This window comes from uncultured Pseudomonas sp., from assembly GCF_913774235.1.
Classification (GTDB): Bacteria; Pseudomonadota; Gammaproteobacteria; order Pseudomonadales; family Pseudomonadaceae; genus Chryseomonas.
On record NZ_CAJYDW010000019.1, the window covers coordinates 165086 to 188170 of the forward strand.

The 23085-nt window shown below is 66.8% G+C and carries 23 protein-coding genes; 14 read left to right on the forward strand and 9 right to left on the reverse strand.

The annotated features are described in order from the left end of the window. Positions 1 to 6 precede the first annotated feature (6 nt). On the forward strand, positions 7 to 624 hold the full coding sequence (locus QZ471_RS21325) for an SOS response-associated peptidase (RefSeq protein WP_295467592.1): 618 nt from the start codon (positions 7 to 9) through the stop codon (positions 622 to 624). On the opposite strand, the gene QZ471_RS21330 is transcribed toward QZ471_RS21325, so the two are convergent. Next, positions 625 to 2751 (reverse strand): methyl-accepting chemotaxis protein, encoded by a 2127-nt coding sequence (locus QZ471_RS21330; RefSeq protein WP_295467594.1) that lies wholly within the window; start codon positions 2749 to 2751, stop codon positions 625 to 627. It abuts the gene before it with no gap. Positions 2752 to 2897: 146 nt separating this feature from the next. On the opposite strand from QZ471_RS21330, the gene QZ471_RS21335 reads away from it, so the two are divergent. After that, complete coding sequence (locus QZ471_RS21335; protein WP_295467595.1) at positions 2898 to 3719, forward strand: M48 family metallopeptidase; 822 nt, start codon at positions 2898 to 2900, stop codon at positions 3717 to 3719. A 79-nt stretch (positions 3720 to 3798) separates the two neighbouring features. Here the strand turns inward: QZ471_RS21335 and ureC are convergent, their stop codons facing one another. The 6 genes from ureC to QZ471_RS21365 all read right to left on the reverse strand — a co-directional run bounded on the left by ureC (position 3799) and on the right by QZ471_RS21365 (position 10096). Further along, the gene (gene ureC / locus QZ471_RS21340) at positions 3799 to 5499 is read right to left on the reverse strand and encodes an urease subunit alpha (RefSeq protein ID WP_295467597.1); all 1701 of its coding nucleotides are present in this window, start codon (positions 5497 to 5499) and stop codon (positions 3799 to 3801) included. A 425-nt stretch (positions 5500 to 5924) separates the two neighbouring features. Further along, positions 5925 to 6230 (reverse strand): urease subunit beta, encoded by a 306-nt coding sequence (locus QZ471_RS21345; protein WP_145006515.1) that lies wholly within the window; start codon positions 6228 to 6230, stop codon positions 5925 to 5927. Further along, entirely contained in the window at positions 6227 to 6736 is a 510-nt protein-coding gene (locus QZ471_RS21350) for a GNAT family N-acetyltransferase (protein WP_295467600.1), read from the reverse strand. The genes QZ471_RS21345 and QZ471_RS21350 overlap by 4 nt, the downstream gene beginning before the upstream one ends. A gap of 10 nt (positions 6737 to 6746) precedes the next feature. Continuing rightward, positions 6747 to 7049, reverse strand: a complete 303-nt coding sequence (ureA, locus tag QZ471_RS21355) for an urease subunit gamma (RefSeq protein ID WP_007162996.1) — start codon at positions 7047 to 7049, stop codon at positions 6747 to 6749. Positions 7050 to 7146: 97 nt separating this feature from the next. Next, positions 7147 to 7986: an urease accessory protein UreD gene (locus QZ471_RS21360; protein ID WP_295467606.1), complete on the reverse strand. Its 840-nt coding sequence runs from the start codon at positions 7984 to 7986 to the stop codon at positions 7147 to 7149. Positions 7987 to 9052: 1066 nt separating this feature from the next. Next, entirely contained in the window at positions 9053 to 10096 is a 1044-nt protein-coding gene (locus QZ471_RS21365; RefSeq protein WP_295467608.1) for an AraC family transcriptional regulator, read from the reverse strand. Between the two features lie 339 nt (positions 10097 to 10435). Between QZ471_RS21365 and eat the strand changes: the two genes are divergently transcribed. The 3 genes from eat (at position 10436) to eutC (ending at position 14184) form a co-directional block, all read left to right on the forward strand. After that, positions 10436 to 11800 carry an ethanolamine permease gene (gene eat / locus QZ471_RS21370; protein WP_295467610.1) on the forward strand — a complete coding sequence of 455 codons (1365 nt, stop codon included), beginning with the start codon at positions 10436 to 10438 and terminating at the stop codon, positions 11798 to 11800. A gap of 67 nt (positions 11801 to 11867) precedes the next feature. After that, positions 11868 to 13259, forward strand: a complete 1392-nt coding sequence (locus QZ471_RS21375; RefSeq protein WP_295467612.1) for an ethanolamine ammonia-lyase subunit EutB — start codon at positions 11868 to 11870, stop codon at positions 13257 to 13259. 109 nt (positions 13260 to 13368) lie between these two features. Next, positions 13369 to 14184, forward strand: a complete 816-nt coding sequence (gene eutC / locus QZ471_RS21380; protein WP_295467614.1) for an ethanolamine ammonia-lyase subunit EutC — start codon at positions 13369 to 13371, stop codon at positions 14182 to 14184. A gap of 13 nt (positions 14185 to 14197) precedes the next feature. On the opposite strand, the gene QZ471_RS21385 is transcribed toward eutC, so the two are convergent. Further along, positions 14198 to 14632 (reverse strand): GNAT family N-acetyltransferase, encoded by a 435-nt coding sequence (locus tag QZ471_RS21385; protein ID WP_295467616.1) that lies wholly within the window; start codon positions 14630 to 14632, stop codon positions 14198 to 14200. 102 nt (positions 14633 to 14734) lie between these two features. Here QZ471_RS21385 and QZ471_RS21390 point away from each other — a divergent pair, with 102 nt between their 5' ends. Further along, entirely contained in the window at positions 14735 to 15640 is a 906-nt protein-coding gene (locus tag QZ471_RS21390) for an alpha/beta fold hydrolase (protein ID WP_295467618.1), read from the forward strand. Positions 15641 to 15648: 8 nt separating this feature from the next. Here QZ471_RS21390 and rutR read toward each other — a convergent pair whose 3' ends face one another. Continuing rightward, entirely contained in the window at positions 15649 to 16332 is a 684-nt protein-coding gene (rutR, locus tag QZ471_RS21395; RefSeq protein WP_295467620.1) for an HTH-type transcriptional regulator RutR, read from the reverse strand. A gap of 343 nt (positions 16333 to 16675) precedes the next feature. Between rutR and rutA the strand changes: the two genes are divergently transcribed. From rutA to QZ471_RS21435, 8 genes are all read left to right on the forward strand, one after another. After that, the gene (gene rutA / locus QZ471_RS21400; protein WP_295467622.1) at positions 16676 to 17764 is read left to right on the forward strand and encodes a pyrimidine utilization protein A; all 1089 of its coding nucleotides are present in this window, start codon (positions 16676 to 16678) and stop codon (positions 17762 to 17764) included. Then, positions 17764 to 18492 carry a pyrimidine utilization protein B gene (gene rutB / locus QZ471_RS21405; RefSeq protein ID WP_295467624.1) on the forward strand — a complete coding sequence of 243 codons (729 nt, stop codon included), beginning with the start codon at positions 17764 to 17766 and terminating at the stop codon, positions 18490 to 18492. Before rutA ends, rutB begins: the two co-directional genes overlap by 1 nt. Before the next feature lie 6 nt (positions 18493 to 18498). Next, on the forward strand, positions 18499 to 18882 hold the full coding sequence (gene rutC / locus QZ471_RS21410) for a pyrimidine utilization protein C (RefSeq protein ID WP_295467626.1): 384 nt from the start codon (positions 18499 to 18501) through the stop codon (positions 18880 to 18882). 85 nt (positions 18883 to 18967) lie between these two features. Further along, a complete protein-coding gene (gene rutD / locus QZ471_RS21415) occupies positions 18968 to 19753 on the forward strand; it encodes a pyrimidine utilization protein D (protein WP_295467628.1) in 786 nt (261 codons plus the stop codon). A 4-nt stretch (positions 19754 to 19757) separates the two neighbouring features. Beyond that, on the forward strand, positions 19758 to 20279 hold the full coding sequence (locus tag QZ471_RS21420) for a flavin reductase (protein ID WP_295467630.1): 522 nt from the start codon (positions 19758 to 19760) through the stop codon (positions 20277 to 20279). A gap of 282 nt (positions 20280 to 20561) precedes the next feature. After that, entirely contained in the window at positions 20562 to 21581 is a 1020-nt protein-coding gene (locus QZ471_RS21425) for a 2-oxoglutarate and iron-dependent oxygenase domain-containing protein (protein ID WP_295467632.1), read from the forward strand. After that, entirely contained in the window at positions 21581 to 21967 is a 387-nt protein-coding gene (locus QZ471_RS21430; protein WP_295467634.1) for a VOC family protein, read from the forward strand. Before QZ471_RS21425 ends, QZ471_RS21430 begins: the two co-directional genes overlap by 1 nt. Positions 21968 to 21987: 20 nt before the next feature. Beyond that, a complete protein-coding gene (locus QZ471_RS21435; protein ID WP_295467636.1) occupies positions 21988 to 23079 on the forward strand; it encodes a BMP family ABC transporter substrate-binding protein in 1092 nt (363 codons plus the stop codon). The last annotated feature ends 6 nt before the right edge of the window (positions 23080 to 23085 follow it).

Consider the following 23085-nt stretch of genomic DNA (forward strand, 5'->3'; position numbering starts at 1 on the left):
GTTTGCATGTCCGGACGTTTCGCCCTGTTCCGTTGGCCCGCCGAATTCGCCGCCCTGCCGGGATTTCCCGAACGGCATCCGCCGCGTTGGAACATCTCGCCCCACCAGCAGGTGTTGCTGCAGCGCCGCACGGAGGAGGGCGAGCGGGTCGACAGCGGCCGTTGGGGGCTGACGCCGCCCTGGCTCACCGATCTTTCCCGCACCCCTACCCATGCCCGCGCCGAAAGCCTGGCCACCCAGCCGATGTTTCGCGAGGCCTTTCGCCTGCGCCGCTGCCTGCTGCCGGCCAATGGTTTCTATGAATGGCGCGGCAATCACCGCAAGCGACCCTACTGGATGCTCAACGGCGAACCCCTGGCCTGGTTCGCTGCCCTCTGGGAAGCCTATCCCGCCGGTGACCAGGTCTGGCTGTCGACGGCCATGGTCACCCAGGCGGCCGGACCGCTGCGCCGGCCGATCCTGCTGGACGAGGCAGGGCGCGCACTCTGGCTCGACCCGGACAGCCCGCCCGAGGCCCTGCAGGCGCTGCTAGCAGCGGGCGGCATGCCGTTGCGCGAGCGGGTGCTGGCCGACATCGTCAACCGACCCGAGGTGGACGGGCCGGAGTGCCTGACGCCGCTTTAGTCAGACCTTGAAGCGCGCCGCCAACTGCCGCTGCCGCTCGGCCAGTTCGCTCAGGTGGCCACCCGCCCGCGAGGCCTGATCGGCCTGCTCGTGCACCCCATGGGCTGCCTGGCCGATGTTGACCACATTGCGGTTGATGTCCTCGGCCACGGCGCTCTGCTCCTCGGCCGCACTGGCGATTTGCAGATTCATCTCGGTGATCTCGCCGACGGCGCTGAGGATCACGTCAAGGGCGCGGCTGGCGGCCTGGGTCTGGGCCACCTGATTGCTGGTCTGGGCGTGACTGTTCTGCATCAGCGCCACCGTCTCGCGGGTGCCGCTCTGCAGCCGCTGGATCATGCTCTGGATCTCGCCGGTGGCGACCTGGGTCTTTTGTGCCAGATTGCGCACCTCGTCGGCCACCACGGCGAAGCCTCGACCTTGCTCCCCCGCCCGCGCCGCTTCGATGGCAGCGTTGAGCGCCAGCAGATTGGTCTGCTCGGCGATACCGTTGATGGTGGTGAGGATGGAACCGATGTTCTCGCTGTCGTCGGCCACCAGCCGTACCTGGGTCACCGCGCGTTCGATCTCCTGGGCGAGGGCGGCGCATTCGCGCACGTTCTGGTGCACCACCCGTTGGCCGTCGCCGACGGCCTGGTCGGCCTGGGTCGCCGCCTGGGCGGCGCGCCCGGCATTGCTGGCGACGTCCTGGGCGGTAGCGGTCATCTCCTGCATGGCGGTAGCCACCTGGTCGATCTCCTGCAATTGCCGCTGGACGCCGTCGCGGGTGCGCTGGGCGATATCCGAGGTCTGGGTCGCGGCGGTGTTCACCTCGCGGACCGAATTCACCAACTGACCAATAAGGCCCTGCAGAGAATCCAGGAAGGTATTGAAACCGGCGGCGATGGCGCCGAGTTCGTCGCGGCGATTGACCGTCAGGCGGCGGGTGAGGTCACCGTCGCCCTGGGCGATGTCGTTCAGCATGCCTACCAATTGCCGCAGCGGCCGGGCGATGCGCAGGCTGACCAGCCACAGCAGCGCCAGGCCCGCGCCGGCCACCGCCAGCCCGACCAGCAGCATGCCGGCCAGGTCGCTGCGGCGCTGCTCGGCGAGTGCCTGTTGCAACAGCTGCAGGTCGCTGAGGACCGCCGCGCGGGGCAGTTGCAGGATCAGCGTCCAGGCGCTGGCATCGCCGCCCATGCGCAGTGGCAGATAGACCTGGTAGAGATCACGCTGGCTGTCGAAGCGGCTGGTCACGCCCGCGCCGAGCTGCGCCAGGCCCTTGGCCGCGTCCCCGAGAATCTGGGCTGCGGGTTGCCCGAGTACCTGGTTATCCTTGGTATAGGCCACCAGGGTGCCATGGCTGGCCACCAGCGCCATGCTGCCGGCGCCCTGGTAGAGGTCGGCGTTGGCTTGCTTGAGTTGGTCCTGGATGAAGGCCAGGGACAGATCGGCACCCACCACGCCCTTGAAAGCGCCCTGCACCAGGATGGGCACGTTGAAGGACGACATCAAAATCTTCTGCCCATTCATCTCGTAGGGCGCCGGGTCGACGATGCAGGGCTTGAGGCTCTGCCGCGGGCAGAGATAGTACTCACCCTCGCGAACCCCGGTGGGCAGCACGGTCTGGCTTTCCATGGTCGGCCCCAGGGGCTCGACCTTCAGCCCACCCTCAGGCTTGCGATACCACCAGGGCATGAAGCGGCCGGTGGCGTCGTAGCCGGCCTCGCTGCGCCCGGCGTATTGGGCATCCTGGCCGTCGAAGGCGTTGGGCTCCCAGCCGGCGTAGACGTCGAGCAGCTCCGGGTTGTCCAGCAGGGTCTGCTGGAGCAGGTTGGAGATGCCGTCCCGATCGATTCGGAGCGGGTGCTCGGCAGAGGTCGCCGTCTGGGCATTGAGCTGGGCGATGCCCCGGGCGATTGTCAGCGGCAGCTCGAGCTTCTGCTTCAGGGCGCCGGCGATGGCCTGGGCCTGGGCGTCCAAGCGGGCCTGGGCGCCGCGTTCGGCGAGTGCTGTGGTATGGGTGTCCACCAGGCTCTGGGTCCGCATGCCGGCGAAGAGCACGTAGCCCACCAGTGCCACGACGACGGCGAGGACGCAACTGCCAGACAGCAGCGTGATGCTTGTACGGACTGAGCGGAAAGACATTTAGGAGCACTCCATTAGCGTAAGTGGCGACAGGTTATCGGCATCGAGCCAGGCCACCTGAGGTCTTCCCGTCAGAAATGGTTGGCAAGTTGCCGGCCCCGCTAGGCCTCTCTATTCTGTATCCGCCTCGATACTTGGAGATTTCCATGCGCCGTATCCTTCCCCTCGCGGGCCTGTCCTTGAGCCTGCTGCTGGTCGCCTGCCAGACCGTCAACACCACCTCGGGTGGCGCGGTCGGGGTGCAGCGCAAGCAGTACATGTTCAGCATGTTGTCCGAACAACAAGTCAACCAGATGTACGCCCAGTCCTATGCCAAGACGGTGAACGAGGCCAAGCTGGCGGGCAAGCTGGCCAACGACACGGCTGATGGCAAGCGCGTCGCCGCCATCGCCACGCGACTCATCCCGCAGACCGCGGCCTTCCGCCCGGATGCGGTGAACTGGGATTGGCAGGTCAATCTGGTGCAGAGCGACGAACTGAACGCCAACTGCGGTCCGGGCGGCAAGATCTTCGTCTACAGCGGCCTCATCGATCAGCTCAAGCTGACCGACGACGAGTTGGCGGCGGTGATGGGCCACGAGATCGCCCACGCCCTGCGCGAGCATAGCCGCGAACAGATGTCGCGCGCCTACGCGATCCAGATGGGCGAGAACCTTGGTGGTGCCCTGCTGGGTGTCGGCCAAGGTGGCATGCAGCTGGCCGACCAGGTCTCCCAGGTGGCCCTGACGCTGCCATTCAGCCGTGGCAACGAGAACGAAGCCGACCTCATCGGCCTGGAACTGGCCGCCCGCGCCGGCTACAACCCCAATGCGGCCATCACCCTCTGGCAGAAGATGGCCCAGGCCAGCCAGGGCAAGCAGCCGGCCGAGTTCCTCAGCACCCACCCCTCCGACGCCAGCCGCACCAAGGCGCTGGAAGCGGCGATTCCCAAGGTGATGCCGCTCTACGAGGCGGCGAAGAAGGGTTGACTGCCGGTTAGGTTACCGCCTCCGCGCCCTCACCCCAACCCTCTCCCAGGGGGAGAGGGAGCGGGTGCTGTGCCTATCCCTAGAACAGGAAGTAGCGCTGCGCCATGGGTAGCACCTCGGCCGGTTCGCACCAGAGCAGCTGGCCGTCGGCCTTGACCTGGTAGTTCTGCGGATCGACCTCGATGGTCGGCAGATAGTCGTTGTGGATGAGGTCGCTCTTCTGCGCGGTGCGGCAGCCCTTGACCACGCCGATGCGCTTCTTCAGCCCCAGTTGCTCGGGTACCCCGGCCTCGAAGGCGGCCTGGCTGATGAAGGTCAGGCTGGTGTCGTGGAGCATGCCGGCGTAGCTGCCGAACATGGGGCGGTAGTGCACCGGCTGCGGGGTCGGGATGGAGGCGTTGGCGTCGCCCATCAGGCTCGCGGCGATGGCACCGCCCTTGAGGATCAGCGTTGGCTTGACGCCGAAGAAGGCCGGGCGCCAGAGCACCAGGTCGGCGAATTTGCCCACCTCGATGGAGCCCACCTCATGGCTGATGCCGTGGGTGATGGCCGGATTGATGGTGTACTTGGCGATGTAGCGCTTGACCCGGAAATTGTCGTTGCCGGCGCCATCCTCGGGCAGCGGGCCGCGCTGCTTCTTCATCTTGTCCGCGGTCTGCCAGGTGCGGGTGATGACCTCGCCGACGCGGCCCATGGCCTGGCTGTCGGAGCTGATCATGGCGAAGGCGCCGAGGTCGTGGAGGATGTCCTCGGCGGCGATGGTCTCGCGGCGGATACGACTCTCGGCGAAGGCCACGTCCTCGGCGATGCTCGGGTCCAGGTGGTGGCAGACCATGAGCATGTCCAGGTGCTCGTCGATGGTGTTCTTGGTGAAGGGCCGCGTCGGGTTGGTGGAGCTGGGCAGCACGTTGAGGAAGCCGCAGGCCTTGATGATGTCCGGCGCGTGGCCGCCACCGGCACCCTCGGTGTGGTAGGTGTGGATGGTGCGGCCCTTGAAGGCGCCCAGGGTGGTCTCGACGAAGCCGGATTCGTTGAGGGTATCGGTGTGGATGGCTACCTGGATGTCGAAGCGATCGGCTACCGCCAGGCAGTTGTCGATGGCGGCCGGGGTGGTGCCCCAGTCCTCGTGGAGTTTCAAGCCGATGGCGCCGGCGCGGACCTGCTCTTCCAGCGGCCCGGGCAGGCTGGCGTTGCCCTTGCCGGTGAAGCCGATGTTCATCGGGAAGGCGTCGGCGGCCTTGAGCATCTGCGCCATGTGCCAGGGACCGGGGGTGACGGTGGTGGCATAGGTGCCGGTGGCCGGCCCGGTGCCGCCGCCGATCATGGTGGTGGTGCCGCTCATGAGCGCCTCTTCGATCTGCTGCGGGCAGATGAAGTGGATGTGGGAGTCGATACCGCCCGCGGTGAGGATCATGCCCTCGCCGGCGATGACCTCGGTGGCGGCGCCGATAGGGACGCTGACGCCGGGCTGGATGTCCGGGTTGCCGGCCTTGCCGATGGCGTGGATGCGGCCGTGCTTGAGGCCGACGTCGGCCTTGACGATGCCCCAGTGATCGACGATCAGGGCATTGGTGATGACGGTATCGACCACCTCGGCGGCGGGCAGCTGGCTCTGGCCCATGCCGTCGCGGATGACCTTGCCGCCACCGAATTTCACTTCTTCGCCGTAGACCGTGTGGTCCTCTTCGACCTCGATCCAGAGATCGGTATCGGCCAGGCGCACCCGGTCGCCGGTGGTGGGGCCGAACATGTCGGCATAGGCTTGGCGGGAGATTTTCATAGGCGTTGATCCCGAATATAGGTGGTCCGGTTTGCCCTCACCCCGACCCTCTCCCGGAGGGAGAGGGGGAGGGGCGGGTGGCATCCTGTTGCCTCGTGCAGGGAGTTGTCCCTGAGAGGCTGGGTGTTCTGGTTTGCCCTCACCCCGACCCTCTCCCGGAGGGAGAGGGGGAGGAGCGGGTGGCATCCTGTTGCCTCGTGCAGGGAGTTGTCCCTGGGAGGCTGGGTGTTCTGGTTTGCCCTCACCCCGGCCCTCTCCCAGGGGGAGAGGGGAAGGGCGGGTGTTCCGGTTTGGCTTTTCGCTCCGCGCACTTCTCGCGGAGCAAGAGGTAAGGGCGAAAGGCACGGTCTCTGCTTTTAGCCCCCTCTCCCCTTGGGAGAGGGTTGGGGTGAGGGGGGGCGTAAAGGCGAAGGGCCCGAGCGCCCCTACAACTTCCCCATCACCCGCCCGGCGAAGCCGTAGACGGTGCGCAGGCCAGCCAGCTCGACCAGCTCCACCTCGCGGCTTTGGCCCGGTTCGAAGCGCACCGCGGTGCCGGCGGCGATGTTCAGGCGCATACCGCGCGCCAGGGCGCGGTCGAACACCAGGGCGTCGTTGGTCTCGTGGAAGTGGTAGTGGGAGCCCACCTGGATCGGTCGGTCGCCGCTGTTGGCGACCGTCAGGCTCAAGGTGCGGCGGCCGGCGTTGAGTTCTATCTCGCCGTCCTGGATCTGGTATTCGCCGGGGATCATGGGCGTTGCTCCAGCATGAGTTGCATGAAGGTGAGGTCCAGCCAGCGACCGAACTTGGTGCCGACCTGGGGCATCTGCCCGGTGGTGAGGAAGCCCAGGCGTTCGTGCAGGCGGATGGAGGCCAGGTTGCCGCTCTCGATGGCGGCCACCATCACGTGCTTGTCGCAGGCGCGGGCGCGTTCGATGAGCACCGTCATCAGCCGCGGGCCGATGCCCTGGCCACGCTGGTCGTTGCGCACGTAGACCGAGTGCTCGACGGTGTGGCGAAAGCCGTCGAAGGGCCGCCAGTCGCCGAAGGAGGAGTAGCCCACCACCTCGTCGTTGGCGTTCTCGGCCACCAGGATGGGGTAGCCCTGGTCGGCGCGCAGGTCGAACCAGGCCTGGCGGTTGGCCAGGTCGACGAGGTTGTCGTTCCAGATCGCCGTGGTGTTGGCCACGGCATCGTTGTAGATGGCCAGGAGCGCCGGCAGATCGGCGGGGGTGGCGTCGCGGACGATCAGGCTCATGCTGGCTTCCCTAGGCGATGGGCTGGTGGACGGTGACCAGCTTGGTACCGTCGGGGAAGGTGGCTTCCACCTGGATCTCCGGGATCATTTCCGGAACGCCTTCCATCACCTGGTCGCGGGTCAGCAGGGTGGTGCCGTAGTGCATCAGCTCGGCCACGGTGCGGCCGTCGCGCGCGCCTTCGAGCAGGGCGGCGGAGATCAGCGCCATGGCTTCCGGGTAGTTGAGCTTCACCCCACGCGCCAGGCGGCGTTCGGCCACCAGGCCGGCGGTGAAGATGAGCAGTTTGTCTTTCTCGCGGGGCGTCAGGTCCATGGGTGTTCTCTTTGGCGAAGGGCATCGCGGCCATGGGCCGCTCCTACAATTCTGCGCTTCCATGTAGGAGCGGCCCATGGCCGCGATCACGAAGATATCAGGTACTCCAGATTCGCGGCGGTACGGCGGCGCGGCCGAGCAGCGCCGGGCGCAGCAGGCGCCAGACTTCGATCAGCCAGGCGCGGGCCTGCAAGGATTCGGCGGCCAGACAGCGGGCGACTACTAGGCCGGGGAGTTGGGTCAGATCGCCCCGCACCGGTAGGCTGAGCGCGCGGCAGCGTTCGAGGTTGTCGGCGTCCAGGGTGCCGGTGATCAGGAGAGTAGCGAACACCGGTTGGCCGGCGAGGCCGATGGGCGAGTCCAGCAGGCGATCCGCACCGATGAGACGCTGGCGCTCGTGCCACAGCGGGGTGCCGTCGCGGCGGATGTCCAGGTGCGCCTGGAACAGGCCGTCGGTGAAGCGCTCGGCGCTGGCCGGGCGACCCAGGGCGACGATGTCCCAATAGCAGAGGCGGGCGTCGCCTTCCAACTCGATACGGGTGGCGAGATGGGCCTGGGCGCCGGAGAAGACGATGGTCTCCTGGGGCAGCCATTCCAGGGTGGCGCCGGCGGCCACGCGCAGCTCGATCTGCTGGTACGCGGCGCTGTCGGCGCGATACCACTTGGCCGCGCCGGGGCTGGTGAGTTGGGCCCAGGCGGTCTCGCCGACGCTGACCTCGATATCCAGCCGATCGCCACCGGCGATGCCGCCTGGGGGGTGCACCAGGATGTGTTGGCAGACCTCAGGGCCTTCGGCGTGGAGGTGTTTCTGCACCCGCAAGGGGCCGAGGTGGCGGCGGGTGGTGGGGCGCGTCCAGTCGCCCTGGCGGGCATAGGCCAGCTCCAGGCGCGCCAGCCAGGCGGGGGTGAAGAGGGCAGGGGGCAGGGCGGAGGTCATCGTTTGGGTGAGTTCGTTGTTCTGGTTGGGGCGGTTTCGGTTGGCCTTGCAAGAATCTGACCGGTTGGACAGAGGTTGCCTTTCGGCTGGGTATTGTTAGGGGTGTTTGGCTGATTATCGCGTTTTGATGATGCTTATATTTCGCCCACCCAGACGCATCACCTTCACCGTTTCGGTAGGTTGGCGCTGAGCGGAGCGAAGCCCAACGTTGCGATGGTGCAAAATTGCTTTTATTGGTTCCTCAGCTGCTTACCGAGTTTTGCTGATACCTCTTGTTTCGCCCACCCGGGCGAGTCACTTTTGCCAATCGCGGCAAAAGTAACCAAAAACGCTTGCCCCACCATCCGGCCCTACGCTGCGCTGCGGGTGACTCGCGTTGCTCGCCCTTCGGGCCAGCCTGCGGCTGTTACTCCGCTACGCTACGTCTCGCTCACGCCAGCGCCGTTCCGGGGTCGGCCTACACGGGCCGTCCATGGCCCGTTAGGCCTCTCGCCGCCTCCCTGCGGCTCGACCCGCTCCACGACACTGGCGTTCGCCCTGCTGAACGGGGCGATTCGCCAGCTTGAAAGTGTTGGTTGAAGAGACATGAACAGCCCGTAGCCGTGGATAACGGCAAAGCCTTCCACACTCTGCGATCATGTACATCTGTGGAAAACGCTTCGCGGTTTTCCACGCTACAGATCTCGTGAACACCCAAGCATCAGGCTGGCGTCCCGTCCCCGTCAGTGAGGCCGAGTGTAGGTGTTGCGGAGGGGGATGCGAGGCAGGACGCCGAGCAAGGCGCGAGGGGCAGGAAGCCCCTTCGTGCCGTGCCCCCGGAGCGGCGCCGGAGCGAGGGGACCCGGAGCGCAGCGGAGGGCCGAAGCGTGGGGACAGCGTTTTTGCTTACTTTTTTCGCGACTGAAAAAAGTGAGTCGCCCGGGTGGGCGAAATAAAAACCATCAGGCCACGCGATAAGCAGCCAGGGCAGTGATAATCAAGGCATCGCAGCCAAGGTCGCAATGTTGGGCTTCGCTGCGCTCAGCGCCAACCTACGCGTGCCGCTGCCAGCGGCGCCTAAGCCAACCTAGGCCTGCTGCCGCCACTGCCTTGGACTCACCTGAAACCACCGTCGAAACGCCCGCGAAAAGGCGCTCGTCTCGGAATAGCCCAGCAGCGGCGCCAGGTCGGTGACCGGCAGCCGCTGCCGCAGGTAATGCTGCGCCAGATCGCGGCGGACGCCCTCGACCAGCGCCGAGAAACTCGCGCCCTGATCGCGCAGGCGGCGTTGCAACTGGCTGGTGGAAAGATCCAGGCGCTGGGCGATGGACTCCAGGCTGGGCTCGCCCAGCGGCAGCGCCAGGCGCACCGAGGCGCGGACTTCTTCGAGCAGTTCCACCTGTGGCAGGCGTTGACCGAGTTGGCGGATGGCGTCCTGCACCACCAAGAGGAGCAGCGGATCGTGGTCGGGCATGGCGCGGCCGCGCAGGTCGGCCTTGGGTACCAGCATGGCGTTGCAGGGGTGGCCGAAGCTGACCGGAGCGTCGAACAGCCGGCGGTGCTCGTGCCAGCCTTCGGGGCGCGGGTGTTCGAAGTGCACCGCACGCGGCGCCCAGGTCGGGCCGAGCACGTGGCGCAAGAGATTGAGCAGCATACCCAGGGTCAATTCGGCGTCCTGGCGGCGGGCGACGATGGCGCCATGGCGCACCTGGTAGTCGAAGCGCCAGCAGTCGCCGGCATCCACCAGCTGGATCAGGGTGCTGTGCTGGTGGAAGGGAAAGGCGGCGGCGAAGTTCTGCAGCGCCGCCTCGGCGGTAGGCGAGCAGAGCCCCACGTAGCCCAGCAGGCCGAGCATCTGCGGCTTGAATTGCTGGCCGTAGTGCAGGCCGAAATTGTCGCAGCCGGATTGGGCGGCGGCTTCTTCCAGCACCCGGCAATAGTTGCCCAGCCCGAGGCTGAGGGTGGGGTGCTGCAGCTGTTCGGGGTCGATGCCGGCGGTGCCGAAGATGCGGTCCACATCGCCGCCGTGGCTGGTGATGACGGCATCCAGTCCGCTGGCGGCCGCGGAGAGCACGCCGAGGTTGCGCGACGGTGAGGTCAGGGCGGCGAAGCTGGAGGCGGCCAGAGACATGGGTGGGGTCCGTGGAGAGAGTAGGCACGGATGAAGCAAAGGCTGTGCCCCTGGGCGAGGAATGGCCGCCGGGGACCGTCAAGACGCCGAGGGTTTCACGGTATTACCGTCCTTGCTACGCCACATTCTAGGGCGATCCCTATAGGTGCGCACCCTGGTGGTGCGGTCTCGGGTAGCACTCTGGGAAGAGGGGTAACGCCAACTTGACCCGCGGTCGCAGCGACCGTGCTGACGGGTCAAGTCGGCATGGCCCCAGGCTCGCTAAGCTCGAAAAAGCCGGGCATCGCGGGATCGCGGTGACCCATTTGGATCTTGTCGCTACAAGGGGAGTGGCCTGTCATGAGCAACGAGAAACTCAAGCCGACCCTCGGCACCCTGCATCTCTGGGGCATTGCCGTGGGCTTGGTGATCTCCGGGGAATACTTCGGCTGGAGCTACGGCTGGGGCGTTGCCGGGACGCTGGGCTTCCTGATCACCGCGCTGGTGGTGGCGGTGATGTACACCTGTTTCATCTTCAGCTTCACCGAGTTGACCACCGCCATTCCCCACGCCGGCGGGCCCTTCGCCTATAGCCGGCGGGCCTTCGGTCCGGTCGGCGGTACCCTCGCCGGGATCGCCACCCTGATCGAATTCGTCTTCGCCCCACCGGCCATCGCCATGGCCATCGGCGCCTATCTCAACGTGCAGTTTCCCACCCTCGATCCCAAGCTCTGCGCGGTGGCGGCCTATTTCATCTTCATGACCCTGAACATCCTCGGAGTGAGCATCGCCGCCACCTTCGAGCTGGTGGTCACGGTGCTGGCGGTGATCGAGTTGCTGATCTTCATGGGCGTAGTGGCACCGGGCTTCAGCCTGACCAACTTCACCAGCGGCGGCTGGGCCGGTCAGGACCAGTTCTCCCTGGCCGCGGTGGGTGGCATGTTCGCCGCCATACCCTTCGCCATCTGGTTCTTCCTCGCCATCGAGGGCGCGGCCATGGCCGCCGAGGAAGCCAAGGACCCCAAGCGCACCATTCCCAAGGCCTATATCGCCGGCATCCTTACCCTGGTGACCCTGGCCATCGGCGTGATGATCTTTGCCGGAGGGGTGGGCGACTGGCGCGCCCTGTCCAACATCAACGATCCGCTGCCCCAGGCCATGAAGGGCGTGGTGGGCGAGGGCTCGATGTGGCTGCACCTGCTGGTGGGCATCGGCCTGTTCGGCCTGGTGGCCAGCTTCCACGGCATCATCCTCGGTTATTCGCGGCAATTCTTCGCCCTGGCCCGCGCCGGCTTCCTGCCCCATGGCCTGGCCAAGCTGTCGCGCTTCCAGACCCCGCACCGCGCGGTGCTGGCCGGTGGCGTGGTGGGCATCGCCGCCATCTTCAGCGATGGCGTGATCAGCCTGCAGGGCATGACCCTGACCGCCGCCATGATCACCATGAGCGTATTTGGCGCCATCGTCATGTACATCATGAGCATGCTCAGCCTGTTCAAGCTGCGCCGCAGCGAGCCGAACCTGGAGCGCACCTTCCGTGCCCCCGGTTATCCGGTGGTGCCGGCCATCGCCCTGGTGCTGGCGGTGGTCTGCCTGATCGCCATGGTCTGGTACAACCCGGTGATCGCCAGCGTCTTCGTGGTGCTGATGGTGATAGGCGCGCTGGTCTGCGGTCTCAGCCGTAGACAGAGCGACATCGCCCCCGACGCCGCTTTCGGCGAGGCCTGAGAGCCTACTCAAAGTCTGCTCGCGAGCCTTTGAACAGGCTCTGAGCAGCGCAACTCCAGGAGGTAGCATGAGCGGTTTCCAGCACAGCGTGGGCGGCCAGACCTGGCGCTTCGCCGATCTCAAGGAGCTGTTGGCCAAGGCCACCCCGGCGCGCTCCGGGGATGTCCTGGCCGGGGTCGCCGCTGGCAGCGATGTGGAGCGGGTGGCGGCGCAGATGGCCCTGGCGGAGCTGCCGCTCAAGCACTTTCTCACCGAGGCGGTGATCCCCTACGAGGCCGACGAGGTCACCCGGCTAATCCTGGACAGCCATGATGCCCAAGCCTTCGCCCCGGTCGCCCATCTCACCGTGGGCGGCTTTCGCGACTGGCTGCTGGGTCCGGCGGCGGACGAGACCAGTCTCGCTGCCCTGGCGCCGGGACTGACCCCGGAGATGGTTGCCGCGGTGTCCAAGATCATGCGCATCCAGGACCTGATCCTGGTGGCGCAGAAGGTCCGGGTGGTGACTCGCTTCCGCAACACCATCGGCCTGCGCGGGCGGCTGTCGACCCGCCTGCAGCCCAACCATCCCACCGACGATCCGGCCGGCATCGCCGCCAGCGTCCTCGACGGCCTGCTCTATGGCAACGGCGATGCGGTGATCGGCATCAACCCGGCCACCGACAGCACCAGCGGCATCTGCGAACTGTTGAAGATGCTCGACGCCGTGATCCAGCGCTACGAGATCCCCACTCAGTCCTGCGTCCTGACCCACGTCACCACCAGCATCGCCGCCATCGAACGCGGCGCACCGGTGGACCTGGTGTTCCAGTCCATCGCCGGTACCCAGGGCGCCAACGAAAGCTTCGGCATCAGCCTGGCACTGCTACAGGAAGGCTACGAGGCGGGCCTGTCACAACGGCGTGGCACCCTGGGCGACAACCTCATGTATTTCGAGACGGGGCAGGGCAGTGCGCTGTCCGCCGGAGCGCACCATGGCGTCGACCAGCAGACCTGCGAGGTGCGCGCCTACGCCGTGGCGCGCAAATTCAAGCCGCTGCTGGTGAACACCGTGGTCGGCTTCATTGGCCCGGAGTACCTCTACAACGGCAAGCAGATCATCCGCGCCGGCCTGGAAGATCACTTCTGCGGCAAGCTGCTCGGCGTGCCCATGGGTTGCGATATCTGCTACACCAACCATGCCGAGGCCGATCAGGACGACATGGACATGCTGCTGACCCTGCTGGGCGCGGCGGGCATCAATTTCATCATGGGCATCCCGGGGTCGGACGACGTGATGCTCAACTACCAGACCACCTCCTTCCACGACGCCCTCTACGCCCGCCAGGTGCTGGGCTTGCAGCCGGCGCCGGAATTCGCCTCCTGGCTCGACCGCCTGGGCATCCTGCGGCTGGAAGATGGCCGCTTCCGCCTCGGCGAGGGCTTGCCGGCGCCTTTCCAGCGGGTGTTGGCGCAGATTTAGGGAGGATCGCGGCCGTGTCGATGTGCCGATGCGGCCTTATCGCGGCCATGGGCCGCTCCTACAGGCCTACTCCGTGCCGCGATGAACCTAATAGCTCAGGAGTCTCCCCATGAACCCCAACGACACCGCCCGTCCCGACCCCTGGGCCGAATTGCGTCGGCTGACCCCCGCGCGCATCGCCTTGGGCCGTGCCGGTACCAGCCTACCGACCGCCGCCCAGCTGGATTTCCAGGCCGCCCACGCCCAGGCCCGCGATGCCGTGCATCTGGCCTTCGATCATCAGGCCCTGCGTGAAGGCCTGACCGCCCAGGGCCGCGAGACCCTGGTGCTGAAGAGCGCCGCGCCGGATCGTCATACCTATCTGCAACGCCCCGACCTGGGGCGCAGGCTGTCCGAAGAATCCGCGCGTGAGCTACAGGCCTACGCCGTCGACCATCCCGAGGGCTTCGACGTCGCCGTGGTCATCGCCGATGGTCTCTCCGCTCTGGCGGTACATCGCCACGCGCTGCCGTTCCTCGAGCGCCTGGCCGACCAGGCCCAGGCCGAGGGCTGGCGTTGGGCGCCGGTGACCCTGGTGGAGCAGGGCCGGGTAGCGTTGGGCGACGAGATCGGCGGCCTGCTCAAGGCGCGCCTGCTGGTGATGCTGATCGGCGAGCGCCCAGGTTTGAGCTCGCCCGACAGCCTCGGCCTCTATTTCACCTACGGGCCGCGGCCCGGCCTCAACGACGCCTATCGCAACTGCATCTCCAACGTGCGACTGGAAGGTCTCGCCTATGGCCTGGCGGCGCATAAGCTGCTCTACCTGATGCGCGAGGCGGATCGCCGCAAGCTGTCTGGCGTGCAACTCAAGGACGAGGCCGAGGTGCCGCTGCTGGATGGCGGGCAGGAGAACGCGCGGATCGGCAACTTCCTCACCGATCAGTGAGCGAGCCTGACGCTCAGGCCGGCCTAAGCGTCTTGCGCAGGAAAAACCGTGCGAAGCCAGGCGGATAATCCGTCAGCTCGCCGAACAGCTCATAGCCCAGGCGTTCGTAGAAACCCCGGGCCTGGAATTCGTGGGTGTCGAGCCAGGCACCATGGCAGCCGCGGCTGATCGCTTCGGCCTCGGCGCGCAGCAGCAGCTCCCGGCCGGCACCCTGACCGCGAACGGCTTCGTCCACCGCCAGCAACTGCACATAGAGCCAGCCATAGCTGGTGTAGCCCCAGAGGCCGCCCAGCGGGACGCCCGAGCGTGTCAGGGTGACGACCAGGGCGCGATAGCCGCTCGGGCCGACCTGATCCTCGTTGTACTGCCGGAGCGGTGCGGCTATGGCGTCGCGCAGGTCCTCGCGTGGCTCGTCGGTGAGGCGATATTCCAGGTGTGCCGGGGGCATGGCGTTGTTCTCCGCGCGTACAGGTTCGTGACCACCGGGTTCTCGTGCTTTCGCCGGTGCGTCCCTGGAGTAGCATGAGCTTTTGCCCGGTCGTGGTGAAGCATGGACATTCGTGAAGGGCGGGCCCGGGTCGGCGCGCTGGAGCTGGCCTACGAGGACTGGGGCGATCCCGCCGATCCGGCGCTGCTGCTCATCATGGGCTTCGGCGCCCAGTTGCTGCTGTGGCCGGAGGGTTTCTGCGAGGCCCTGGTGCGGCGCGGCCTGCGGGTGATCCGTTTCGACAATCGCGACGTTGGCCAGTCCTCGCGGCTGAGCTGGCCGGGTGGCCAGCCGCCTTCGCTGTGGCCGGTGCTGGGCCGGGCGCAACTGGGCAAGACCAGCGCGGTGCCCTATCGCCTGGAGGCCATGGCCGCGGATGCCATCGGCCTGCTCGATCACCTGGGCATCGACCGCGCCCATGTGCTGGGCGGCTCCATGGGCGGCATGATCGCCCAGATTCTCGCCGCCGACTGGCCACAGCGGGTGAAGCGGCTGGGTATCCTGTTCTCGTCGACCAACCAGCCGCTGTTGCCGCCGCCGTCGTTCAAGTTGCTCGGCAGCCTGCTGTTGCGGCCACCGGCCGAGCTGCCGCTGGACGCGGCGATCGCGCGGCAGAAGGCGCTGCTGCGCGGCATCGAAAGCCCCAGCTACCGGCAGAGCGACGCCGACCTCGAACGGCTGGTGCAGCGCATCCTGGCGCGCGGCGTGGATGTAGATGGAGTGCAACGGCAGCTGTTCGCCCTGCTCGGCAGCGGTGACCTGCGCCCCTACGCGCGGCGTATCCAGGCACCGACCCTGGTGGTGCACGGCGCCTGCGATCCGCTGCTCAAGCCCGCCTGTGGTCGCGCCGTGGCGCGAGCCATCCCCGGGTCACGCTTCGAACTCATCCCGGAAATGGCGCATGACCTGCCGGCGCCGCTGTGGCCGCGGTTGAGCCAGCTGTTCGCCGACTTCTTCCTGGCGCCCTGATTCCGCGCTCAGGTGGCGGGACGGGGCCTCAGGCCCTCGATGATCAGGGTCTCGAGGCCTTGCAACACCTCGTCGAAGAAGTCCGGGTCGGTCAGGTTGCGCCCGCAGAGGACCTGTACCTGTACCCGGAAGTCCGCGTAATGCTGGGTGGTGGCCCAGATGCTGAAGATCAGGTGGTGCGGGTCCACCGGTGCCAACTTGCCCGCGGCGATCCAGGCGCGGATCACCCTGGCCTTTTCATCCATCAGCTCATGCAGGCTGCCCTGCAACTCCGGCAGCAACAGCGGCGCGCCCTGGACCATTTCCAGACAGAACAGACGGGACTCGGCCGGATAATCGCGGGACATCTCCAGCTTCTGGCGCAGATAGCCACGCAGGGCGTCGAGCGGTTCCTGATCTTCGCTGAAGGTACGCAGCGGGGTCAGCCAGGTCGCGAGCAACTGGCGCAACACGGCCAGGTACAGCTCTTCCTTGTTGCTGAAGTAGTACAGGAGATTGGTCTTGGAGACGTCCGCCTGCAGCGCGACCTGATCCAGGCTGGCGCCATGCAGGCCGAAGCGGGAAAAGATGTCGAGGGCCGCACCGAGGATCTGCGCGCGCTTGGCCTCGATCTGCCGTAGCCGTCGCTGCTGGGCGGCCGGGCTGGGGGTGCGGGACTTGCGTGGGGGCGAAGCGTCACTGGCCTGACTCACGAACTGCTCCTTGGGCCTTATCGATGTCTGACGCGTGCCAGTCACTCGGTTCAGGCACGGTCGCTCGGTTCGCACCATCCTGGCGACGAACAAATGGCGGCGCCGCGATGGCCGCCAAAGGTTCAACTCTAGCATGTGGAATGGCTATTCATGCCCCGGATTCGGGCGTCTTGCACAAACCGGGTGCTCTAATGTGGACCAAATAGTCTGAATCTAATTCGGCGTTCGATCCAAGTGATTGATTGAGTTGAATTTTCAGAACTTGGCAAGCTTTCTGCTCTCATCCTGCAGCAACGGCGCCCTCGGGTGCGTTCCGATTCCTGACTGCGGGAGAGTGCGAGCGATGAACATCGGTGTCTTCATTCCCATCGGCAACAACGGCTGGCTGCTCTCGGAAAATGCGCCTCAGTACCGGCCCACCTTCGAGTTGAATCGCGAGATCGTGCAGCGCGCCGAGCACTATGGCTTCGACTTCGCCCTGTCGATGATCAAGTTGCGCGGCTTCGGCGGTAAGACCGAATTCTGGGACCACAACCTGGAATCCTTCACCCTGATGGCCGGGCTGGCCGCGGTGACCTCGCGCATCAAGCTGTTCGCCACCGCCGCGACCCTGACCCTGCCGCCGGCCATCGTCGCGCGCATGGCGTCCACCATCGACTCCATCTCCGGCGGCCGCTTCGGCGTGAATCTGGTCACCGGCTGGCAGAAGCCCGAGTACAGCCAGATGGGCCTTTGGCCGGGCGACGACTTCTTCGCCAGCCGCTACCAGTACCTCGGTGAATACGCCCAGGTGCTGCGCGATCTCTGGGGCACCGGTCGCTCGGACTTCCAGGGCGCGCACTTCCGGATGGAGGACTGCCGGGTGAGCCCCCAACCCCAGGCGCCCATGGAAATCGTCTGCGCCGGGGCGAGCGATGCCGGCCTGGCCTTCGCCGCCGAACACGCCGACTACAGCTTCGTCTTCGGCAAGGGGGTGAACACGCCCAAGGCCTTCGCCCCGGCGGTGGAGCGGCTGCAGGCGGCCACCGCCAAGACCGGGCGCGACGTCACCTCCATCGCCCTGTTCATGATCATCGCCGCCGAGACCGACGAGGCGGCCCGCGCCAAGTGGGAGCACTACAAGGCCGGCGCCGACGAGGAGGCCATCGCCTGGCTGGGCGCCCAGGCCGCCGCCGACACCAAGTCCGGCAGCGACACCAACGTCCGCCAGATGGCCGATCCGACCTCGGCGGTGAACATCAACATGGGCACCCTGGTGGGCTCCTTCGCCAGCGTGGCGCGGATGCTCGACGAGATCGCCGAGGTGCCGGGTGCCAGCGGCGTGCTGCTGACCTTCGATGATTTCGTCCAGGGCGTGACCGACTTCGGCGAGCGCATCCAGCCGCTGATGCAGAGCCGCCGTCATGTCGACCTGCTCAAGGAGAGTGCCTGATGAACGCTGTGGAAACCCTGGCGGGCTATGCCCTGCCCGCGAGCGACGCCGAAGCCCTGACCCTGCCGGCACGACCCGAGCCGCTGCGGCTCAAGGCCAGCGAGACCGCCCTGATCGTGGTGGACATGCAGAACGCCTACGCCAGCCAGGGCGGCTATCTGGACCTGGCCGGCTTCGACGTCTCGGCCACCGAACCGGTGATCGAGAACGTCGCCGCGGTGGTGGAGACCGCCCGCGGCGCGGGTATCCAGGTGGTCTGGTTCCAGAATGGCTGGGATCCGGAGTACCGCGAGGCCGGCGGCCCCGGTTCGCCCAACTGGCACAAGTCCAATGCGCTGAAGACCATGCGCAAGCGACCCGAATTGCAGGGTCAGCTGCTGGCCAAGGGCGGCTGGGACTACGCCCTGGTGGATCGGCTGCAACCGGCGGCGGAAGACCTGGTGGTGCCCAAGACCCGCTACAGCGGCTTCTACAACACCAACCTGGACAGCCTGCTGCGCGCCCGTGGCATCCGCAACCTGGTGTTCGTCGGCGTCGCCACCAACGTCTGCGTGGAGTCGACCCTGAGGGACGGCTTCTTCCTCGAATACTTCGGCGTCTGCCTGCACGACGCCTGCCACCAGGCCGGGCCCCGTTCGGCCCACGAGGCCGCACTGTTCAACATCGAGACCTTCTTCGGCTGGGTCGCCAGCTGCGCCGACTTCCACACCACCTTCGCCAAGGACTGAGCCGCCATGCCCAAGCAAGCCGTGATCCCCGCCGGTACCGGTACTCCCATCGCCCCCTTCGTGCCTGGCAGCCTGGCCGACGGAATTCTCTATGTCTCCGGCACCCTGCCGTTCGATGCCCAGAACAACGTCGTCCACGTCGGCGACGCCGCCGCCCAGGCACGCCACGTGCTCACCACCATCCAGGGCGTGGTGGAGGCGGCCGGCGGCAGCATGGCCGATGTCACCTTCAACATGATCATGCTCACCGACTGGGCCAATTACGCCGCCATCAACGTGGTGTACGCCGAGTTCTTTCCCGGCGAGAAGCCGGCGCGCTACTGCATCCAGTGCGGCCTGGTGAAGCCCGACGCCCTGATCGAGATCGCCAGCATCGCCCATATCGGCTAGGGCTGCGCTCCGTTTAGCCCCCTCTCCCCCTGGGAGAGGGCTGGGGTGAGGGAAGCCCCAACCACTGAACCACCGAGGACCGCCCATGCATTTCGAACTCCATGGCCGCCAGGACCCGGCGGCCGACACCTTGCTGCTCAGCTCCGGGCTGGGCGGCGCCGGGGCCTTCTGGACGCCACAGCTGGCGGCTCTGGGCGAAAGATTCCGGGTGGTGGTCTACGACCAGACCGGCACCGGCAAGAGCCCGGCCGAGCTACCGGCCGACTACCGCATCCAGCATATGGCCGAGGATCTGCTGGCCCTGGCCGACCGCCTGGAACTCGATAGTTGCCTGTTCATGGGCCATGCCCTGGGCGGCCTGGTGGGACTGCAGGCCAATCTGCTGCGGCCAGGCCTGATCCGCCGCCAGGTGTTGGTCAATGCCTGGAGCCGACCCAATCCGCACACCGGGCGCTGCTTCGCCCTGCGTCAGCGGCTGCTGCGCGACAGCGGCGCCGCGGCCTATGTCCAGGCCCAGGCGATCTTTCTCTATCCGGCCACCTGGATCGCCGAACACGGCGAACGCCTGGCCGCCGACGAAGCCCATGCCCTGGCGCACTTCCCCGGTGAGGCCAATGTGCTGCGGCGCATCGGTGCCCTGTTGGCCTTCGACGTGGACGCCGAGTTGGCGCGGATCGAGGTGCCGACCCTGGTGCTGGCCAATCGCGACGATGTGCTGGTGCCTTGGAATTCGTCCCAGCGACTGGCCGCCGGCCTGCCCCAGGCCACCTTCCAGTTGCTGGAGTGGGGCGGCCATGCCTCCAGCGTCACCGATCCCACCACCTTCGACCGGGTGGTGCTCGACTATCTCAGCCAACCTTCCGAGGAATAGCGCCATGTCCGTTGCCCATGCCTTGCCGCCTGCCACGGCGCCCGCCACCCCGGTCGAACGCGACCTCTTTCGTGGGGCCATGGCGCGCCTGGGCGCTGCGGTCAACCTCGTCACCACCGACGGCCCGGCCGGGCCCGCCGGCTTCACCGCCACCGCCGTGTGCAGCGTCAGCGATACCCCGCCGACCCTGCTGGTCTGCCTCAACCGGGGTGCCTCGGTGCATCCGGCCTTCAGCGCCAACGGGGTGCTCTGCGTCAACGTCCTGGCCGCCGGCCAGCAGGCGCTGGCCAACCTCTTCGGCGGCAAGACCGCCATGGCCGAGCGCTTCGCCGCCGCCAGTTGGACGCGCCTCGCCAGCGGTGCGCCGGTGCTGGACGGCGCCCTGGTGGCCTGCGATTGCCGCATCGCCGGGGTGCAGTCGGTGGGCAGCCACGACCTGCTGCTCTGCGAGGTGCTGGGCGTGGCCGAACCGGGCGGCAAGGGTGGCCTGCTGTACTTCGATCGGCGTTATCACGAGTTGGCGTGAGGTCCGGTCCACGCCGGCACGGTCTCGTTGGGCAGCGCTACCGCCCAGGCCATGGCCTAAGGACGCGCCACTGCGAGCTACCGCGGTGCACGTTGATCGGTCACGGTGCGCCCGGTCGGCCTCGTGATTCAGCTGTTTCACTCAAGTATTTGGTTTAGAAGAACTTTTTAGTTTTTACCAAATGGTCCAAAGATGGCACAACGGTTGCACTTGCCCTGCTGCCGCCCTGCCCGGTGAACGTGCGTCGCGCTGTCTCCTTTCGTCCCACTCGTGAGGTTCGTCATGCCGCTGTCCAGTGTTCCCATCATCGATCTGGCTCCCTACTTCGAGGGTTCGACCGCCGGCAAGCAGGCGGTGGCCAAGGCCGTCGACCAGGCCTGCCGCGATATCGGCTTTCTGGTCATCACCCACCATCAGGTGCCCGAAGAACTGGTCGAGCGCGTCTCGCGCCTGTCGCGGGCCTTCTTCGACCTGCCGCTGGCCGAGAAACGCAAGGCCGATCGGCCGCGTCCGGACCAGGTGCGCGGCTATAGCGCGGTGGCCGAGGAAAGCCTGTCCTACAGCCTGGAAGAGGCGGCGCCCGGCGATCTCAAGGAGTCCTTCTCCATCGGACCGCTGGAGGTCCCAGAGACGGCCTATTACCGCGGCCCCGAAGCCGGGCCGCACTTCGCGCCCAATGTCTGGCCGACGGCCATCCCCGGTTTTCGCCAGGCCTATGCCGAGTACTTCGCCGCCATGAGCGACCTGGCGCGCACCCTGATGCGCCTCTTCGCCCTGGGGCTGGAGTTGCCGGAGACCTACTTCGACAGCCGCATCGATCGCCACATCAGCATGTTCCGCACCCTCTGCTATCCCCACCAGAAGGAGGCGGCGCTGCCCGGCCAGCTGCGCGCCGGGGCCCATACCGACTACGGCAGCCTGACTATCGTCCGTCCCGACGACGCCCCTGGCGGCCTGCAGGTGCGCAATGCCGATGGCGAGTGGGTGGACGTGCCCAAGGTGCCGGGCGGCTTCGTGGTCAACATCGGCGACCTGATGATGCAGTGGACCAACGATCGCTGGGTCTCGACCCTGCACCGGGTGGTGAATCCACCGGCGGATGCCGGTTGCGATACCCGCCGCCAATCCCTGGTGTTCTTCCATCAGCCCAACTACGACACCCTTATCGAATGCCTGCCCGGCTGCGCTACGCCCGGCACGCCGCCGCGCCACGCGCCCATCACCTCGGGCGATCACCTGAGATCCAAATTCGTCAAGCAGACCACCTTCGGCGGTACCCAGTCCGGCGTGCGGGTGGCCTGATGCCGAGCCTCTCCTACGTCAACGTCTTCGCCCAGGACGTGGTGGCCCTGAGCGGCTTCTACCAGCGGGTGTTCGGCTTTCCCGAGATCGAGGCGATCCGCTCGCCAATCTTCCGCGGCCTTGATACGGGCAAGACCGCCATCGGCTTCAACGCGCCGGAGGCCTATGAACTGCTGGGGCTGGGCGATTTCGCCGGCAGTGAAGGCTGCCGCTTCCTGCTCAACCTGGAGGTGGACAGCCGCGCGGAGGTGGATCGGCTGGTGCCGGTGGCCGAGGCCGCCGGTGCGCGCCTGGTGAAGGCGCCCTACGAAACCTACTACCACTGGTACCAGGCCGTACTGCTGGACCCGGAAGGCAACGTGTTCCGTATCAACCACATGCTGTAGACAAGACTAAGGACGAGACGATGCTGAGCAGATGGCTGGGAAGAGTGGCGTGCGTGCTGGCGCTGGTAGGGCTGGGCGCGGTGGCGCGGGCGGACGACGAGGGCTTCACCCTCAAGGGCGAGCCGAAGATCGCCATGCTGTATTTCACGGCCAAGAACGACGGCGGCTGGACCCAGGCCATGGACGAGGCGCGGGTGAAGATCGAGAAGGAGCTGGGCATGAAGATCCAGTTCGTGGAAAACGTGCCGGAAACCGCCTCGGCCATCCGCCCGGCCGCCGAACGCTTCATCAAACGCGGCGCCAATATCGTCATCGGCACCGCCTTCGGCTATTCCGACACCTTCAAGCAACTGGCCGAGCAATATCCCGAGGTGGCCTTCCTCAATGCTTCGGGCACCACCAACGGGCGCAACCTGGAATCCTTCTACGGTCGTACCTACGAAAGCCAGTATCTCTGCGGCATGGCCGCGGGCGCGACGTCCAAGACCGGTAAGCTGGGCTTCGTCGCCGCCAATCCCTTCGGCGTGGTGAACTGGACCATCAATGCCTACGAGCTGGGCGCCCGGCAGATGAATCCCAATGCCACCCTCACGGTGATCTACACCGGCAGCTGGAACGACCCGGTCAAGGAACGCGCCGCCGCCGCGGCGCTGATCGACCAGGGCGCCGATGTCATCGGCCAGCACGTGGACACCCCCACGCCGCAGATCGTCGCCCAGGAGCGCGGCGTCTATGGCACTGGCCACCACCGCGACATGCGCCAATTCGCGCCCAAGGCCACCCTCTGTTCCTCGGTATGGGTCTGGGATCGCTTCCTGGTGCCGGAGCTCAAGCGGGTCATGGCCGGCAACTGGAAGCCCGCGCCCCATGGCGCCTTCGTCTCCATGGCCGACGGCGGCACCGACATCGCCGGCTTCGGCGACGGCGTACCCAAGGCGGCCCAGGAGAAGATCCTCGCCGAGCGCGAGGCCATCCTCAAGGGCAAGCAGATCTACGCCGGTCCCCTGAGCGACCGCGACGGCAAGGAGCGGGTCGCCGCCGGCCAGGTGCTGTCCGACCCGGCGCTGTGGCAGATGGACTGGTTCGTCCAGGGCGTGACGACGCAGAAGTAGCGGTTC

Bases quoted from the DNA above. Each gene is read 5' to 3' on its own strand.
- rutB (WP_295467624.1), top strand. From the start codon at position 17,764: ATGAACGCTGTGGAAACCCTGGCGGGCTATGCCCTGCCCGCGAGCGAC.
- rutA (WP_295467622.1), top strand. From the start codon at position 16,676: ATGAACATCGGTGTCTTCATTCCCATCGGCAACAACGGCTGGCTGCTC.
- QZ471_RS21435 (WP_295467636.1), top strand. From the start codon at position 21,988: ATGCTGAGCAGATGGCTGGGAAGAGTGGCGTGCGTGCTGGCGCTGGTA.
- QZ471_RS21390 (WP_295467618.1), top strand. From the start codon at position 14,735: ATGGACATTCGTGAAGGGCGGGCCCGGGTCGGCGCGCTGGAGCTGGCC.
- QZ471_RS21335 (WP_295467595.1), top strand. From the start codon at position 2,898: ATGCGCCGTATCCTTCCCCTCGCGGGCCTGTCCTTGAGCCTGCTGCTG.
- QZ471_RS21345 (WP_145006515.1), bottom strand. From the start codon at position 6,230: ATGATCCCCGGCGAATACCAGATCCAGGACGGCGAGATAGAACTCAAC.
- QZ471_RS21365 (WP_295467608.1), bottom strand. From the start codon at position 10,096: ATGTCTCTGGCCGCCTCCAGCTTCGCCGCCCTGACCTCACCGTCGCGC.
- QZ471_RS21420 (WP_295467630.1), top strand. From the start codon at position 19,758: ATGTCCGTTGCCCATGCCTTGCCGCCTGCCACGGCGCCCGCCACCCCG.
- ureA (WP_007162996.1), bottom strand. From the start codon at position 7,049: ATGGACCTGACGCCCCGCGAGAAAGACAAACTGCTCATCTTCACCGCC.
- QZ471_RS21330 (WP_295467594.1), bottom strand. From the start codon at position 2,751: ATGTCTTTCCGCTCAGTCCGTACAAGCATCACGCTGCTGTCTGGCAGT.
- rutC (WP_295467626.1), top strand. From the start codon at position 18,499: ATGCCCAAGCAAGCCGTGATCCCCGCCGGTACCGGTACTCCCATCGCC.
- rutD (WP_295467628.1), top strand. From the start codon at position 18,968: ATGCATTTCGAACTCCATGGCCGCCAGGACCCGGCGGCCGACACCTTG.
- ureC (WP_295467597.1), bottom strand. From the start codon at position 5,499: ATGAAAATCTCCCGCCAAGCCTATGCCGACATGTTCGGCCCCACCACC.
- QZ471_RS21375 (WP_295467612.1), top strand. From the start codon at position 11,868: ATGAGCGGTTTCCAGCACAGCGTGGGCGGCCAGACCTGGCGCTTCGCC.
- QZ471_RS21385 (WP_295467616.1), bottom strand. From the start codon at position 14,632: ATGCCCCCGGCACACCTGGAATATCGCCTCACCGACGAGCCACGCGAG.
- eat (WP_295467610.1), top strand. From the start codon at position 10,436: ATGAGCAACGAGAAACTCAAGCCGACCCTCGGCACCCTGCATCTCTGG.
- QZ471_RS21425 (WP_295467632.1), top strand. From the start codon at position 20,562: ATGCCGCTGTCCAGTGTTCCCATCATCGATCTGGCTCCCTACTTCGAG.
- QZ471_RS21430 (WP_295467634.1), top strand. From the start codon at position 21,581: ATGCCGAGCCTCTCCTACGTCAACGTCTTCGCCCAGGACGTGGTGGCC.
- QZ471_RS21360 (WP_295467606.1), bottom strand. From the start codon at position 7,986: ATGACCTCCGCCCTGCCCCCTGCCCTCTTCACCCCCGCCTGGCTGGCG.
- QZ471_RS21325 (WP_295467592.1), top strand. From the start codon at position 7: ATGTCCGGACGTTTCGCCCTGTTCCGTTGGCCCGCCGAATTCGCCGCC.
- QZ471_RS21350 (WP_295467600.1), bottom strand. From the start codon at position 6,736: ATGAGCCTGATCGTCCGCGACGCCACCCCCGCCGATCTGCCGGCGCTC.
- eutC (WP_295467614.1), top strand. From the start codon at position 13,369: ATGAACCCCAACGACACCGCCCGTCCCGACCCCTGGGCCGAATTGCGT.